Below are 14,179 nucleotides of genomic sequence, written 5' to 3' on the forward strand. Positions count from 1 at the left end.
GCTAGTTCCCTCCAAGGTATCCCATAATCGCTTCGACGTCTTTATCGCCTCGACCAGAAAGACTAACGACGATAACTTGTTCTTTATTAAGCGTTGGAGCTAGCTTAATTGTTTGAGCAATTGCATGGGCAGACTCCAATGCTGGAAGAATTCCTTCTGTACGCGATAACTCCTGCAATGCATCTAGCGCCTCTTGGTCAGTAATCGGCACATAATTTGCGCGACCTGAATCTTTTAAATAGGAATGTTCTGGTCCAATACCAGGATAATCAAGTCCGGCTGAAATTGAGTGAGCTGGTAAAACCTGACCATGTTCATCCTGCAGAACATAACTCATCGAGCCTTGGAATACCCCTTTACGACCTTTTGTCATCGTTGCTGCATGCTCAGCAGTGTCCACACCACGACCTGCAGCTTCAACGCCAAGCAGCTTAACCCCTTCGTCCTCGATAAATGGATAGAACATGCCGATTGCGTTACTGCCGCCGCCAACTGCTGCCACTACATAATCAGGCAATTTTCCTTCGTATTCTAAGATTTGCTTGCGCGCTTCATCTCCAATAATACGTTGGAAATCACGCACCATCATTGGATATGGATGTGGTCCAGTTGCTGAGCCAAGAATATAGTACGTATCATCTACATGACTTACCCAATAACGCAACGTTTCATTACAAGCGTCCTTTAGCGTACGTGTACCGCTTGTTACAGGCACGACTTCCGCACCTAGCAATTGCATACGGAATACGTTTAATTGCTGACGCTTCATATCTTCCTCGCCCATAAATACTTTACATTCTAAACCAAGCAAAGCAGCAATTGTAGCTGATGCTACACCGTGCTGACCAGCACCTGTCTCAGCAATAACTTTAGTTTTACCCATGCGCTTAGCGAGTACACCTTGTCCAATTGTATTATTAATTTTGTGAGCACCGGTATGGTTCAAGTCCTCACGTTTTAAGTAAATTTTTGCCCCGCCAAGCTTTTCGCTCAAATTTTTAGCATAGTAAAGAGAAGTTGGTCTGCCAGAATAGCGATATAACAGATCAAGCACCTCTGCTTTAAACTCTGGGTCCTTACTATAGTGAAGATACGCTTCCTCAAGCTCAAGTAAAGCGTTCATTAATGTTTCAGGTACGTATCTGCCTCCAAATGGTCCAAAGCGTCCATTGGAATCCGGTATTTGTGTCATGCTTCTATCACCTTTCTAACGAATCGTTTAATCTTATTAATGTCTTTTATCCCATTACTTTCTACTCCACTGGAAACATCTACGCCATCTACTGCATATTGATTAAGCAATTCGCCTACATTATCCTCATGTAAGCCACCAGCAACAATAAGCTGCTTCCCCAGCTTAGCAAGTGCTTGCTGATAAGCATCAATTGCCTTCCAGTTAAACGGCTTGCCAGTTCCACCACCAGGCGCATCTAGCAAAACAGCATCAATATACGGAGCGAATAATTTCAATTCGTCAATGATTTGAAATGCAAGCTGCTTACTTAAAGAAGGTTGTTCAAGCTCCTGCTCCGGCTTTATCGAGACTACCTTCCAAATTTTCAGTTGCGAATACAGCTGCTTTAGCTCCTGAACATATGCTATCGACTCTTGTCCGTGAAGCTGAACAATATCTAGAGGGACAATCGATAACAATTGCTTCATTTCCACTAGTTCATAGTTGACGAATACACCGGTAGCTTGTGGAGCCTTTCCATCTCGCCCGCGAAGCTTTTTGATTGCCTCTGCAAGCTTTGCTCCTTGCTCAATAGTAACTTGTCGCTTACTAGGAGCAAAAACGAGTCCAACCTCAGTAATCGGTAATCCGTCCATAGCAGCTATCGTTGCTTCGTCACGTAAACCACAAATTTTTATATGTGGATGGGAACGAACATTTCTCATCATAGCACCGCACCCATCAAATCTTCAATTGCTTTACCAACATTACCTTGCCGCATAAAGTGTTCCCCAATTAATAAACCTTCTGCCCCAACAGAACGAACATATTCATAGTCTTCAGAGCTTAATATTCCACTTTCACTAATTTTTAGCACATGCGGCGGCATTAGCTTAATAAGCTCTGCTGTCGTCTGCAAGCTTGTTTCAAACGTGTGCAAGTTTCGGTTGTTAATTCCAATTAACGTTGCTTTGTCCAGTGCTAGCACCCGCTTCAGCTCAACCTCATCATGCACTTCAACTAACACGTCCATCCCTAACGATTTCGCTAAGTCATGATAATCGCTAATTTGTTTATCTGTTAAAATCGCTACGATAAGTAAGATGCAATCCGCTCCGATTAAGCGTGCTTCATAAATTTGACGTTCATCAATAATAAAATCTTTACGTAAAAGCGGCAGTTTAACTGCTCTAGCGATATCACTTAAATATTGATTGCTGCCTTGAAAATATTGTTCGTCCGTTAGCACCGAAATACAATCTGCGCCTGCTGCTTCATAGGCACGTGCCAGCTCAACGGGATGAAAATCTTCACGAATTAATCCTTTAGAAGGAGACGCTTTTTTTACCTCGGCAATTAATCCAAGAGCACGATGCCGCTTACCTTGACGCAGTGCTTGCTCAAATCCACGACATGGTGCAAGCTCCGCAATTTTCTTCTCTGCTTCTTGAAGATTAAAGGTTTCTGCTAGTCTAGCAACCTCTTGTTTTTTTGTTTCAACAATACGATTAAGAAACATGAACGCATTCACCTGTCTTCTGTATAAGTTGGGTTAATTTATTTAACGCCTTACCTGAGTCTATAATATCCGCTGCATATTGTACACCCTCGCGCAGACTATTTGCCAAGCCTCCTAAATAAATACAAGCGCCGGAACCTGCTAACACAATTTCACGATAGCCATCTCTGCGTTTACCTTCAAAGATTTCTCTAATAAGCTGGGCATTATAACTTGGTTCACCGCCGTATAACTCTTCCAGTGGATAACGTGTTAATCCTAATTCCTCTGGAGTTATCGTATAAGTAATGACTTTTCCATCCTTTAGCTCAGATACTTTCGTAGGAGCAGAAATGCTAATTTCATCGAGTCCGTCCTCGCTGCTTACAACAAGCGCTCGTACAATGCCAAGCTCGTGCAATACTTCAGCGATAACTTCTGTTTTACTAGCGTCATACAAACCTAGCAATTGACGATCTGCATTTGCTGGATTCGTTAACGGACCAAGCATATTAAAGATCGTGCGTGTACCAATTTCTCTCCGAGGTTGTGCTGCATGTTTTAGAGATGGATGATAGATTTGCGCAAACATAAAGCAAATGCCAACTTCATCAAGACATTCTTCTGCTTGGCGAGGGGTAATATTAATGTTTACTCCTAACGCCTCGAGCACATCCGCGCTGCCTGATTTTCCTGACATCGCACGATTACCATGCTTAGCAACGGGAATGCCTGCTGCTGCAGCAATAATCGAAGAAGCAGTAGATATATTGAACTTGCTAATCCCAGATCCTCCTGTGCCGCAAGTATCAAGCAATCCTTGCTTGTTAGATTGCACATGTGAGGCAGCAGCGCGCATCGCACGCGCTAAACCGGCAATTTCGTCTCGAGTTTCACCCTTCATGCGAAGCGCTATCGCTATCGCACTAATTTGTGAAGGGGTTGCTTCACCTCGCATAATTTGTCCCATTACTGCTTCAGCTTCTGTTCTTGTTAAACTAATTCCATTGACTAGCTTATTAATTGCTCCTTGAATGCTTAACTGCTCTACCATCTCATCATACCTCCTAAAAATTCATTCACAACTTAAACCGAACGTTTCATTAATTGTTCATTAGCTCATAGTCAGAATTGACTGTATCTCTGTCAACGTATTTATCTTTAGCGAACAGCAGCTCGGCCGCACGTATCGCCTTTAAGCTAGCTTTCGCTTTATTAACAGTTTCCATATACTCGCTTTCTGGGTTGGAATCCCATACGATGCCGGCACCGCTTTGTACATAAGCTTTATTGTTTTTGAAAATAATAGTCCGAATCGTAATACATGCATCCATTGAGCCTGCAAAGCCAAGATAACCAATCGCTCCCGCATACGCTCCACGCGCTTCATTTTCTAGTTCTGCAATAATTTCCATTGCTCTAAGCTTTGGGGCTCCAGAGACTGTACCAGCAGGCAAGCAAGAGATAAATGCATCAAAGAAGTCTTTATCTTCTCTTAGTTCGCCAGATACATTGGAAACTATGTGCATAACATGCGAATATCGTTCAATTTCCATAAATGAATCACAGCGAACTGTCCCGTATTTTGCCACACGTCCGATATCGTTTCGTCCTAAATCAACAAGCATTAAATGTTCAGCTTTTTCTTTCTCATCAGCTAACAAATCTTGTTCTAAACGTTTATCTTCCTCTATTGTTTTTCCACGCGGTCTAGTTCCTGCGATCGGACGAGTCTCAACTTTGCCGTTATTTACTTTTACAAGCGCCTCTGGCGAAGTACCTACAATGACTTGATCCCCCATTTTCAAATAGTACATATACGGAGACGGATTCATGACGCGCAGTACACGATACACATGTAATGGATCAACCGTAGTCTCTATCGTAAAGCGTTGGGATAACACCACTTGAAAAATGTCGCCAGCCCGAATATATTCCTTCGCTCGATTAACGTTATCAATAAATTGTTCCTTAGTTAAATTAGACTTCACTTCTCCAAGCTCAGGATCTATCTCAAATGAACCGTGTGGAATGTCTAGTACAACATTTGCTTGACGAATTTCTTTAATGACAGCATCAATTTTTGCCACGGTCTTATTATAGGAAGCTTCAATTTCTGTATCTGTTGCTCCTTCTGCAATATGCACATTACTAACAATTAGCAGTTGCTGTTTCAAATGGTCAAATACAATAACTTGATCACAGAACATAAATTGAATGTCATTCATCGCAATGTCATCGTTTCGATGTGCTGGCAATTTCTCATAATATTGCAATAAATCGTAGCCAAAAAAACCAATTGCTCCGCCCGTAAAAGGAGGCATATCATCAAGAGAAGGGGTGCGGAACGCTCTTAGCTTCGCTTTAAGCAATTCCAAAGGTTTTTCGTGAAGTACTTGCTTTTCCCCTTGCTGCTCTAATACCATTTCACCGTTTTTGCCATATAGCATTAGGAAAGGATCCGTACCAATAAAGGAGTATCGTGCCCATTTTGCACCGCCCTCAACACTTTCAAGTAAAAATGCATGTTCACGCTTTGCAAAATGTTTAAATAAACGAATCGGGGTTTCCGTATCAGCCATTAATCGACGTACGATTGGGATTAAATTATATTTGCTGGCTTGTAATATAACTTGCTTTAATTCTGTCGTCATTAGCAACACTCTCACTTTCTTGGCAATGCCATATCATTAACGTCCTGAGCAGGTTTATGTAAACTAAAAAAGGCCCCCGCTAAATGAGCGGGAGCCGTTAAATTATAAGATCGATTTATAGAATATAAGCATATAATTATAACAACACCAACCACATGCTATAAAAATACAGCACTGGCAAGTGAAACGACTATACTTAATCCTCTAATCTCATCTCATAAACCTATCTCATCTAACTTCACTCTACTCATCTGCTATTTACTATACGATAATATAGCAGGTTCTGTCAATGGAAAACCTTACTTCGCTAAATCTGGGCGCAATACTTTAGCCCCACCTAAATAAATGTGCTTAATCTCTTGCTGTGATTTTTCCGTATTTACTAGCACCATTAAACGAACACATTTTTGCAAGCTGCCTTGCACTGGAACCTCTAGCGCACACATAAGAGGAACTAGCTCCCAACCAGGCAATTGACGAATTGCTTGAGCAGGAAACGCTTGGTCTAAATCATTTGTCACTGTAATAAAAATACTTGCTACATCTTCTGGTTTCACTTCATTTTCTTGTACCAGCTTTGTAATCATTTCTAAGGTTACTTCTTTAATCTCTTTTGAATCGTTTGCTGTCACAGTAGCCGCTGCTCTAATTCCTCGAACTGTCATTTTCCTTCCCCCTGCTTTAGCTCCTCTATTATTTCCCTTACCCATTCTAAAGGCACATCTGATCTAAGTGTTACCTTACCAATTTCCACTGGTACAACGAATGAAACCTGACCTTCCGTAAACTTCTTATCGTGCATCATCGCTGCGATAATATCATCCGTTTTATAATGTGCTGGAATACGTGTTGGCAGACCACAGCTTTCCAGCGCTAAAGTAGTTATGCGTAAAAGTTCCTCTGAGGCACCAAAACGCACCCCTAGCTTTGCAGAACCAATCATCCCGATCGAGATAGCTTCACCATGCAACAGCTCGTTATAGCCTGCTACAGCTTCAAGCGCATGACCAATGGTATGTCCAAGATTGAGAATTGCTCGCAGACTAGATTCCTTCTCATCCTGGGAAACAACTTGTGCTTTTACACCACAGCCTTTATATAAGGCATAGCCTAACGCATCAGGCTCTAGACTTAGCATTTTATTTGCATTGGCGATACACCAGTCTACAAATTCTTTATCCCAAATTAATCCATGCTTCACAACTTCAGATAAACCGGCTTTTACTTCGCGCTCCGGCAAGCTTTGTAATGTATTCAAGTCATACAATACAAACTCAGGCTGATGAAAAGCACCGATAATATTTTTAGCCAGTGGATGGTTTACGGCAACCTTGCCGCCAACACTGCTATCATGAGCTAAAATTGTTGTAGGAATTTGTATAAACTTCACACCGCGCATATACGATGCAGCAACAAAACCAGCTAAATCACCAACTACTCCGCCGCCAAGTGCAACTATCGTCGACTTGCGATCAAGTCCGCCTTCCAGCGCTTTCGTTACAAGTGACTCTAAAACTGTTAAAGACTTAGACTGTTCGCCAGCAGCAACAACTGCAGTGACAACCTGAAATCCGCCTTGCTCCAGCTTGCTTGAAACTTGCTCAAGATAATGCGGAGCAACCTTTTCATCGGTAATAATCATTAGTGGAGATTTTTGACTAATCCGATGCTTAATAAAATAAGAGGAGACCTCATTTAAGAGGCCCTCCCCGATATAGATTGGGTAAGATCGTTCGCCTAGTTCAACCGTTAACTCACGCATCTTAGTATCTCTCCAACTGTTCTTTATAGTTTTTAAGATTTGCGTGAATTTCCTCGATTGAATCTCCACCAAATTTTTCAAGGAATGCACGAGCAACTTCAAATGCTACAACATGTTCCATTACTACGCTTGCAGCTGGTACTGCACAGCTGTCAGAACGCTCTACCTGAGCTGTAAATTCTTCTTTTGTATCAATATCAACACTGCGAAGCGGTTTATATAATGTTGGAATTGGCTTCATTACGCCACGCACAACGATTTGTTCACCATTTGTCATACCGCCTTCAAAGCCGCCAAGACGGTTTGTTGCACGATGGTAGCCTTTTTCAGGAGTATAAAGAATTTCATCATGAACTTGTGAGCCGCGAAGCTTCGCTGCTTCAAAGCCAATGCCGATTTCTACACCTTTAAATGCATTAATCGACATCACTGCTCCAGCAATGCGACCATCTAACTTGCGATCCCATTGCACATGGCTGCCTAGTCCAACTGGCACTCCCTCGATAATGCATTCTACGATACCGCCGATAGAGTCGCCCTCTTGCTTAATTTGATCGATATAAGCCGTCATTTTTTCTTCGGTTTCTTTATCGACAACGCGAACAGATGATTCTTCTGTACGGGCAATAATTTCATCAATTGGCAAATTATGCGGCGGAGCTTCAATCTCGCCAATTCGAATAACTTGACCTGCTACCTTAATGCCAAATTCCGCAAGCAATTGTCTAGCAATCGCACCGACTGCTACACGAGCAGCAGTTTCACGAGCGGAAGAACGCTCAAGCACGTTACGAAGATCCTTTAGATTGTATTTCAAACCGCCGTTTAAGTCTGCATGACCTGGACGTGGACGATGAACACGACGTTTTGTTTCATCTGTGCCTTCAATTGGTTCAATATTCATTACTTTTGTCCAATGTTTCCAGTCATTGTTTTCAACAACGAGTGCTACTGGAGCGCCAGTAGTTTTTCCATGACGTACGCCGCCAACAATTTTTGCAGTATCCTTTTCAATTTGCATACGTCTGCCGCGTCCATGTCCTTTTTGACGGCGCTGCAATTGGAAATTCAATTCCTCAAAATCAATAGTTAAATTACTTGGCAATCCTTCTATAATTGCGGTCAATTGAGGACCGTGGGTTTCCCCTGCTGTCAAATAACGTAAACTCAAGACTAGCTCCTCCTTAAAATAAGCAGATTAATAGCTCTGCGATAAAATTCTTAATTATTCTAATGTAAATCCGTTCAAGCTGTCGTATCACGACCATTACTCTTATAGTAAACTTTCAGCTTTAAACGACGTATAACCGTGAATATCTTTGCTCATTATAGTATACCCCTGCTAGTTTGACAAGAAATACAACCGAAAACAAAGAAGGTGAGCAAAGCAGACTCCGCTACGATGCTCACCTTAAACAGATAGAATAGATTTACATTTTTCGGTAAAAAAATGTTTCTGCCGTCTCAAAGCCATATTGTGAAGGTGAAAAAATTTGCTCTGTGCTGCCTACAAATAATATGCCACCTTTTTTTAATGCTCTTGAGAACTTATGATATAATTCATGCTTTGCTTCTTCTGTAAAATAAATCATAACATTACGGCAAACGATTAAATCAAACTCTGAGTCAAAAGGATCATTTAGCAGATTTTGCTGTTTAAAGGTTACAGATTTCTTTAAGGAGTCTACAACGGAATAAACGCCTTCTTCTTCATGAAAGTACTTTTTAAGAAATTTCTCAGGAACATCGCGTATTGAGCGGTCCAAATAAAAGCCTTGATTCGCTTTTGCTAACACGCCTTGGTCGAGATCAGTTGCTAGTAAATATGTTTTATTTAATGCTCCAAGCTCATCAAGAATCATTGCTAACGTATATGGTTCCTCACCAGTTGAACACGCTGCACTCCAAATTTTCAGTTTGCTGTTATCAGCAACCATCTGCGGCAGAAACTTGGTACGCAATACTTCCCAGCGCTGTGGATTTCGCCAAAATTCTGATACATTAATCGTCATACGATCAAGGAATTCGTCCATCATTTTTTGATTTGAAATAAGTGCTTGGAAATATGTATCAAACGTAGAATAGCCGTGCTTTAGCCTAAGCGTCGTTAATCTGCGCTTCATTTGCGCTTCCTTATATAAGGATAAATCAATCGCTGTTTTTTTCTTAATACTTTCTATAAATCTAGAAAAATCTAAATCATCTGACATCACTGTGCCTCCGTATTCGATCTCTATACCCAGCGCTGTATAAGATATTCGTATTGAATTAGTTCTTCGTCACTGAAAAAATTAGAAATCTCTCTCGCTGCGTTTTCAGGAGAATCCGAACCGTGAATTAAATTGTAATTTGTATGTACCGCGTAATCTGAACGAATAGTACCTGGTGCCGCTTCAAGTGCATTAGTTTTTCCAATCATCGCTCGGGTAAGAGCGATAACGTTATCCCCTTCCCACACCATTGCAAACACAGGACCAGATGTAATAAAGGCAACAAGTGGCTCGTAGAATGGTTTGCCCTCGTGCTCAGCATAATGAAGTTTAGCCAGCTCTGGTGAAACCTTCATAAATTTAGCTGCAACTAGCTTTAAGCCTTTTTTCTCAAAGCGTGATACTAGCTCTCCAATTAATCCACGCTGAACACCATCAGGCTTAATCATTAAAAAAGTTCTTTCCATTAACTTTTGCCCCTTCCCCATGTGTCCATTACATTTAATAATTACGTTTCCCCACAAAATGAGCTATATCAACAAGATTTTTACGAGCCGTTATATTAGGTAGTTGTTGCAAATTCGCCAGCGCTTTTGCAATATAACGATTCGCAAGCTCCTCTGCAAGCTGACTTCCTTCACTAGCTCGAATATATTTGATTGCTAGACTAGTATCTGCACGATCGCCCTCGCGATGAATTTTTTGAATTTCATTCAATAATGGCTGACGAACAGACTTATCCTGCAATGCTAAAATAACAGGCAATGTAATATTGCCTTGACGTATATCGGAACCTGGCGGCTTGCCAATTTGCTTTTCTGTTCCGTATAAATCTAATAAATCATCACGAATTTGAAAGGCCATGCCTACATTATAGCCATAGCGGTATAAAGCATTGTATTGCTCTGGAGTGCAGCCAGCTACAATAGCACCTAATTGAGTGCTAATCGCAAGCAGCAACGCAGTTTTTCTTCTTATTCGCAGCAAATAATTACGAACGCTTTGTTCCGTATTAAAGAAATCTCTTATTTGCTCCATCTCGCCGATGCACATCTCAACCAATGCTTTAGAAAGTCTTTGATGAACGATAGGGTTGCTTATCTCAGCAATTTGAGATAACGCTTGTCCATGTATATAATCCCCAGTGTACATCGCAATTCGGTTATCCCATTTCGATTTAACCGTCAACTGTCCTCGGCGAGTTTGAGCATCATCAATAACGTCATCATGTACAAGGGATGCCATATGAATCAATTCAAGTGTCACTGCAACCTTTTTTAGCTCATCTAACTTATATTGACCGAACTTGCCGCCAAGCAAAACAAAAACTGGGCGAATGCGCTTACCGCCAGCTTTTAACAAATGCAGGGCCGCTTCGGACAATAGCGGTTGCTCGTCCATCACGACTCGCTCGAGCTCAGTCTCGATTTTATTAATATCGCCCTTCATTTTGGCGTAAATTTCCATTAATTTCATTTCATCACCCTTACTTCTGCGACTACTCATTGCCAACATCTACTGCTTCTTTACGCCAATATGCAAAGCAGCAATTCCGAGGAAAAAGTTTTTTACGAATACTTCTCTTGCTCCAGTTTCCTCAAACAGCTCCTTCAGTTCCTTCGCATCTAAATAAAGTTTTAAAGAATCTGGAAGCCATTTATATGCAGCAAACTGTTTGGCAAATAATTTCCCAAGCATCGGAACAATCTTTTCGAAGTAAAAGTAATAAATACTTTTAAATGGTTGCACCTGTGGCTTTGACATATCAAGACATACAATTTTACCGCCCGGCTTAACAACGCGCAGCATTTCAGAGACAACCTGCTTATAATCTGGCACGTTCCGCAAACCAAAACCAATTGTCACGAAATCAAAGGAATTATCAGCAAAAGGCAGTTCCATTGCGTTGCCTTGAACAAGCTCAATTTGTTTGTCCAAGCCCGCTTCTTTTACTTTTCGCTTGCCGACTGCCAACATTTGCTCGCTGAAATCAAGCCCAATAATTTTACCTGTTTTGCTTGCTTTTGCGAGATCAATCGTCCAGTCGCATGTGCCGCAACATAAATCTAATGCTGTTTGTCCTGGTTGGACGTTCATAATCTGCATCGTTTTTTTACGCCATACTTTATGCTGCTTAAAGCTCATAATGTCATTCATTTTATCGTACTTTGGAGCTATATTTTCAAACAAATCATGAACATGACTTTTGGAATTATGCATTGAATTAAAACTCATTGTGCCTCCACTCGTTTCATTGAATATTTAGCTACTTTTATATTTAGCTCTTCCATCAGAGAATGGAGCTCTTTTTTCAGTTCTGTCAAATGCTCACTTTCTAATAGCTGACGCACTGACTCATATGCTGCATGAAGTCCATCAAGCAAATATCCTCGAACATTGTACTTTTCCATTAAATGCTCATGATTGCCAGACTTCAGCATATTTTTTTCTTCCGCACTGCTAATTGTGCCAAGTAGCGACCAATACGTAAAGCTTCGTGCATAGCCGCCAGCAGACTCCATATCTTTAAGTTCTTCATTTATCACTTCAAAACGGGAAATGCTGCTAAGCAAATCTCGCCAAATGTTAGCTACAGGCTCATCAAGAAAAGTAGCAAATGGTAAAAACATTTCGCTTTTCAAATTGACTCTATTTTTTAAATATTCTTCTGCAGTTAATGCAGCAGCCTGTACACTTTGATAAAATGAAACCTTTAATCTATTGACGCTCGCAACCGCTTTACTTAGCATACCGATCAATTCCACTTCACCGCTAGCTGCCAATAGCTGATAAAATTTTGCGCTAAAAAAATCGCCTGCTAAAATTTTTAATTGTCTGGAGCGCATTTGTTTCTCCGTCCGTTGACCTGTTTCTGTATCAATCAGATCATGTGTATCCATGCCAAGCTGCACTAATGCAGTCACCAAATTAAATAACTCTGCTCGCTCGCTGCTTATTTTTGAACTTCTAAGTGCACCGAGTAGTAGCTGTAATCTTGGCTCAGCGTAATTAGGAAGCTCTGTATGTAATTGAATCATGTCGTATTGTACATAAGGTGCGGCAGCATCAGCTACACGGTATTTTTTCATTGATGAAGCCTCCGAACAAAATAGGTAAATTATCCTCTTTACAATAAAAATTATTATAACATAATTTCATTGCTATTCATAGAAAGGTTATGACAACCTATAGACAACTGTTAAATTTCATAATTGGTTTGCCAAAATACGGTTTTTTCAATCCGCAGCACCTTTATCCAATAAGGATCATCAAGCCACGCATATTCCTTTAATTGCTGCACCCCTTCCTTTAACCATCCGTCCTCACGGTTAATCATTAGCTTCAATAGCTGAATATGCTCAAATGCATGCTTACCTTGACGCATTACTTTGATCGTTAAATGTTCTACATTATTGCTGTAATGAAAGGCTAATGCAACATAAAGCGGAACTACATTATAGATCTGCTCCTCTGTTGCTTGCTTAGCATCAAGCAATAATTCAACCTCTAACAAATCATGCTTTAAATGAATGGCATGAAGGTTTCTTGTATCTACATGCTCTGTCAGTACATCAACGAGATTTTCATTTGTTAATGGGACTTGCTTATGATATGTCATTGCTGTTAAATGCTCATCATGCACTTGCGGTAAATTCATATGACGCGTAACCGCGGAAAACATCAGGACAATAAGCAGAGTAACTAAACTGCTTTTAAGGAGGGCGAGTAATGTTTTCACAAGATCCCCTTCTCTCTTAGAAATAAGTAGTTCAATATCATGTTTCAATATTTTCCTACTTACAGTTTACGCCTACTTGTTCACATTATTCGTTAAAGCCTGTACCGCACATGATAAATTATAAAAAAACAAGCATCCTGCTCAACTTTAATAAGCTGAGTAGAATGCTTCTATGTTTTTCCTTCTGCAAAAACTAATTATGCAATTAGTTTCTCGAGCTTCCTGTTTCGATATTAATCCTCATCGGTGTGTACAACACCGTAACGCGTTATAATTTGCGCTTTGCCACGAACTTTTATTGCAGAGGTGTGATCAGTAAACTGGCAAATTAACACTTCGTTTTTGTCTAATTTTTCAGTATGATGGAATCTTGTATCCTGCCCTCTAGTTAAGCCCATAACAGTAACGCCCGAATCCTTTGCTTTGATTACGACATAATCACCTGTCAGTGGATCCATCTTTATCCCTCGCTTTCTGTAAACAAGCTTTCTCAAAGCATTATATTTGATAATTGAAAAAAAAGCTACAAGAAGCGAATCGCTTTCCTGTAGCTTTTCTCTTAATACTATTGAGCAACTAAATCTTTAAGTTGTTTACCTGGTTTAAAAGCAGGAATTTTACTAGCTGCAATATCGATTTCCTCACCAGTTTGAGGGTTACGACCTTTACGAGCTTGACGTTCACGAACTTCAAAGTTTCCAAAACCTACTAGCTGAACTTTATCACCTTTTTGCAAAGCCTCACCAATTGCGCCAAATACAGCGTCAACCGCTTTACCTGCATCTTTTTTAGAAAGACCAGAAAGCTCTGCTACTTGGTTAATTAAATCCGTTTTATTCATTTCTTTCACCTCCTTAACGTACACTGCTATCACTCATATTGACCTTTTTATAGAAATATATACCTATTAACAATAAAACTATAGTAATACAAGCAAGATGCAAATACAAGTATTGACATAACTTTATCACACTATTTTAAATATCCCTTTGATAACCGTGCAAAATCAGCTATTTAGCCTATTTTATAACCTTTTAAGTGCTAGTAAATGGCTTTAATTAACCGATAGATTTACTAAAAACTATTTTCTTAGCAAAATAGCTTCCGATGCAATGATGGCTTATAATGACAATATAATATTG

16 protein-coding genes are annotated in these 14,179 nt (G+C 40.3%); all 16 read right to left on the minus strand.

Annotated features, from left to right (window positions below; translation table 11 throughout):
• Nucleotide 1: 1 nt before the first annotated feature.
• Nucleotides 2–1,192: a tryptophan synthase subunit beta gene (gene trpB, locus AC2TDL_RS00395; RefSeq protein WP_484697978.1), complete on the minus strand. Its 1,191-nt coding sequence runs from the start codon at nucleotides 1,190–1,192 to the stop codon at nucleotides 2–4.
• Nucleotides 1,189–1,902 carry a phosphoribosylanthranilate isomerase gene (locus tag AC2TDL_RS00400; RefSeq protein ID WP_484697979.1) on the minus strand — a complete coding sequence of 238 codons (714 nt, stop codon included), beginning with the start codon at nucleotides 1,900–1,902 and terminating at the stop codon, nucleotides 1,189–1,191. Before AC2TDL_RS00400 ends, trpB begins: the two co-directional genes overlap by 4 nt.
• Complete coding sequence (gene trpC / locus AC2TDL_RS00405) at nucleotides 1,899–2,693, minus strand: indole-3-glycerol phosphate synthase TrpC (RefSeq protein WP_484697980.1); 795 nt, start codon at nucleotides 2,691–2,693, stop codon at nucleotides 1,899–1,901. Before trpC ends, AC2TDL_RS00400 begins: the two co-directional genes overlap by 4 nt.
• Entirely contained in the window at nucleotides 2,683–3,726 is a 1,044-nt protein-coding gene (gene trpD / locus AC2TDL_RS00410; protein WP_484697983.1) for an anthranilate phosphoribosyltransferase, read from the minus strand. Before trpD ends, trpC begins: the two co-directional genes overlap by 11 nt.
• Nucleotides 3,727–3,775: 49 nt before the next feature.
• Nucleotides 3,776–5,326, minus strand: a complete 1,551-nt coding sequence (gene trpE / locus AC2TDL_RS00415) for an anthranilate synthase component I (protein ID WP_484697985.1) — start codon at nucleotides 5,324–5,326, stop codon at nucleotides 3,776–3,778.
• 299 nt (nucleotides 5,327–5,625) lie between these two features.
• The gene (aroH, locus tag AC2TDL_RS00420; RefSeq protein ID WP_484697986.1) at nucleotides 5,626–5,991 is read right to left on the minus strand and encodes a chorismate mutase; all 366 of its coding nucleotides are present in this window, start codon (nucleotides 5,989–5,991) and stop codon (nucleotides 5,626–5,628) included.
• On the minus strand, nucleotides 5,988–7,088 hold the full coding sequence (gene aroB, locus AC2TDL_RS00425; protein WP_484697987.1) for a 3-dehydroquinate synthase: 1,101 nt from the start codon (nucleotides 7,086–7,088) through the stop codon (nucleotides 5,988–5,990). Before aroB ends, aroH begins: the two co-directional genes overlap by 4 nt.
• A 1-nt stretch (nucleotide 7,089) precedes the next feature.
• The gene (gene aroC, locus AC2TDL_RS00430) at nucleotides 7,090–8,259 is read right to left on the minus strand and encodes a chorismate synthase (RefSeq protein ID WP_484697989.1); all 1,170 of its coding nucleotides are present in this window, start codon (nucleotides 8,257–8,259) and stop codon (nucleotides 7,090–7,092) included.
• 259 nt (nucleotides 8,260–8,518) lie between these two features.
• Complete coding sequence (locus tag AC2TDL_RS00435; protein WP_484697990.1) at nucleotides 8,519–9,298, minus strand: CheR family methyltransferase; 780 nt, start codon at nucleotides 9,296–9,298, stop codon at nucleotides 8,519–8,521.
• 23 nt (nucleotides 9,299–9,321) lie between these two features.
• The gene (gene ndk / locus AC2TDL_RS00440) at nucleotides 9,322–9,765 is read right to left on the minus strand and encodes a nucleoside-diphosphate kinase (RefSeq protein WP_484697991.1); all 444 of its coding nucleotides are present in this window, start codon (nucleotides 9,763–9,765) and stop codon (nucleotides 9,322–9,324) included.
• A 34-nt stretch (nucleotides 9,766–9,799) separates the two neighbouring features.
• Nucleotides 9,800–10,774: a polyprenyl synthetase family protein gene (locus AC2TDL_RS00445; protein WP_484701328.1), complete on the minus strand. Its 975-nt coding sequence runs from the start codon at nucleotides 10,772–10,774 to the stop codon at nucleotides 9,800–9,802.
• 39 nt (nucleotides 10,775–10,813) lie between these two features.
• A complete protein-coding gene (locus AC2TDL_RS00450) occupies nucleotides 10,814–11,533 on the minus strand; it encodes a demethylmenaquinone methyltransferase (protein WP_484697993.1) in 720 nt (239 codons plus the stop codon).
• Nucleotides 11,530–12,387, minus strand: coding sequence for a heptaprenyl diphosphate synthase component 1 (locus AC2TDL_RS00455; protein WP_484697994.1), 858 nt, complete (start codon nucleotides 12,385–12,387; stop codon nucleotides 11,530–11,532). The genes AC2TDL_RS00450 and AC2TDL_RS00455 overlap by 4 nt, the downstream gene beginning before the upstream one ends.
• A gap of 110 nt (nucleotides 12,388–12,497) precedes the next feature.
• The gene (locus AC2TDL_RS00460) at nucleotides 12,498–13,037 is read right to left on the minus strand and encodes a hypothetical protein (protein WP_484697995.1); all 540 of its coding nucleotides are present in this window, start codon (nucleotides 13,035–13,037) and stop codon (nucleotides 12,498–12,500) included.
• Between the two features lie 233 nt (nucleotides 13,038–13,270).
• The gene (gene mtrB / locus AC2TDL_RS00465) at nucleotides 13,271–13,495 is read right to left on the minus strand and encodes a trp RNA-binding attenuation protein MtrB (RefSeq protein WP_484697997.1); all 225 of its coding nucleotides are present in this window, start codon (nucleotides 13,493–13,495) and stop codon (nucleotides 13,271–13,273) included.
• Nucleotides 13,496–13,602: 107 nt separating this feature from the next.
• On the minus strand, nucleotides 13,603–13,887 hold the full coding sequence (locus tag AC2TDL_RS00470) for an HU family DNA-binding protein (RefSeq protein ID WP_484701331.1): 285 nt from the start codon (nucleotides 13,885–13,887) through the stop codon (nucleotides 13,603–13,605).
• Between the last annotated feature and the right edge of the window lie 292 nt (nucleotides 13,888–14,179).

It is taken from the genome of Paenibacillus sp. plas6, assembly GCF_057221655.1.

Coding starts and splice junctions, on each gene's coding strand:
- trpB (WP_484697978.1), bottom strand. CDS start 1,192: ATGACACAAATACCGGATTCCAATGGACGCTTTGGACCATTTGGAGGC.
- AC2TDL_RS00400 (WP_484697979.1), bottom strand. CDS start 1,902: ATGATGAGAAATGTTCGTTCCCATCCACATATAAAAATTTGTGGTTTA.
- trpC (WP_484697980.1), bottom strand. CDS start 2,693: ATGTTTCTTAATCGTATTGTTGAAACAAAAAAACAAGAGGTTGCTAGA.
- trpD (WP_484697983.1), bottom strand. CDS start 3,726: ATGGTAGAGCAGTTAAGCATTCAAGGAGCAATTAATAAGCTAGTCAAT.
- trpE (WP_484697985.1), bottom strand. CDS start 5,326: ATGACGACAGAATTAAAGCAAGTTATATTACAAGCCAGCAAATATAAT.
- aroH (WP_484697986.1), bottom strand. CDS start 5,991: ATGACAGTTCGAGGAATTAGAGCAGCGGCTACTGTGACAGCAAACGAT.
- aroB (WP_484697987.1), bottom strand. CDS start 7,088: ATGCGTGAGTTAACGGTTGAACTAGGCGAACGATCTTACCCAATCTAT.
- AC2TDL_RS00435 (WP_484697990.1), bottom strand. CDS start 9,298: ATGTCAGATGATTTAGATTTTTCTAGATTTATAGAAAGTATTAAGAAA.
- ndk (WP_484697991.1), bottom strand. CDS start 9,765: ATGGAAAGAACTTTTTTAATGATTAAGCCTGATGGTGTTCAGCGTGGA.
- AC2TDL_RS00445 (WP_484701328.1), bottom strand. CDS start 10,774: ATGAAATTAATGGAAATTTACGCCAAAATGAAGGGCGATATTAATAAA.
- AC2TDL_RS00450 (WP_484697993.1), bottom strand. CDS start 11,533: ATGAGTTTTAATTCAATGCATAATTCCAAAAGTCATGTTCATGATTTG.
- AC2TDL_RS00455 (WP_484697994.1), bottom strand. CDS start 12,387: ATGAAAAAATACCGTGTAGCTGATGCTGCCGCACCTTATGTACAATAC.
- mtrB (WP_484697997.1), bottom strand. CDS start 13,495: ATGGATCCACTGACAGGTGATTATGTCGTAATCAAAGCAAAGGATTCG.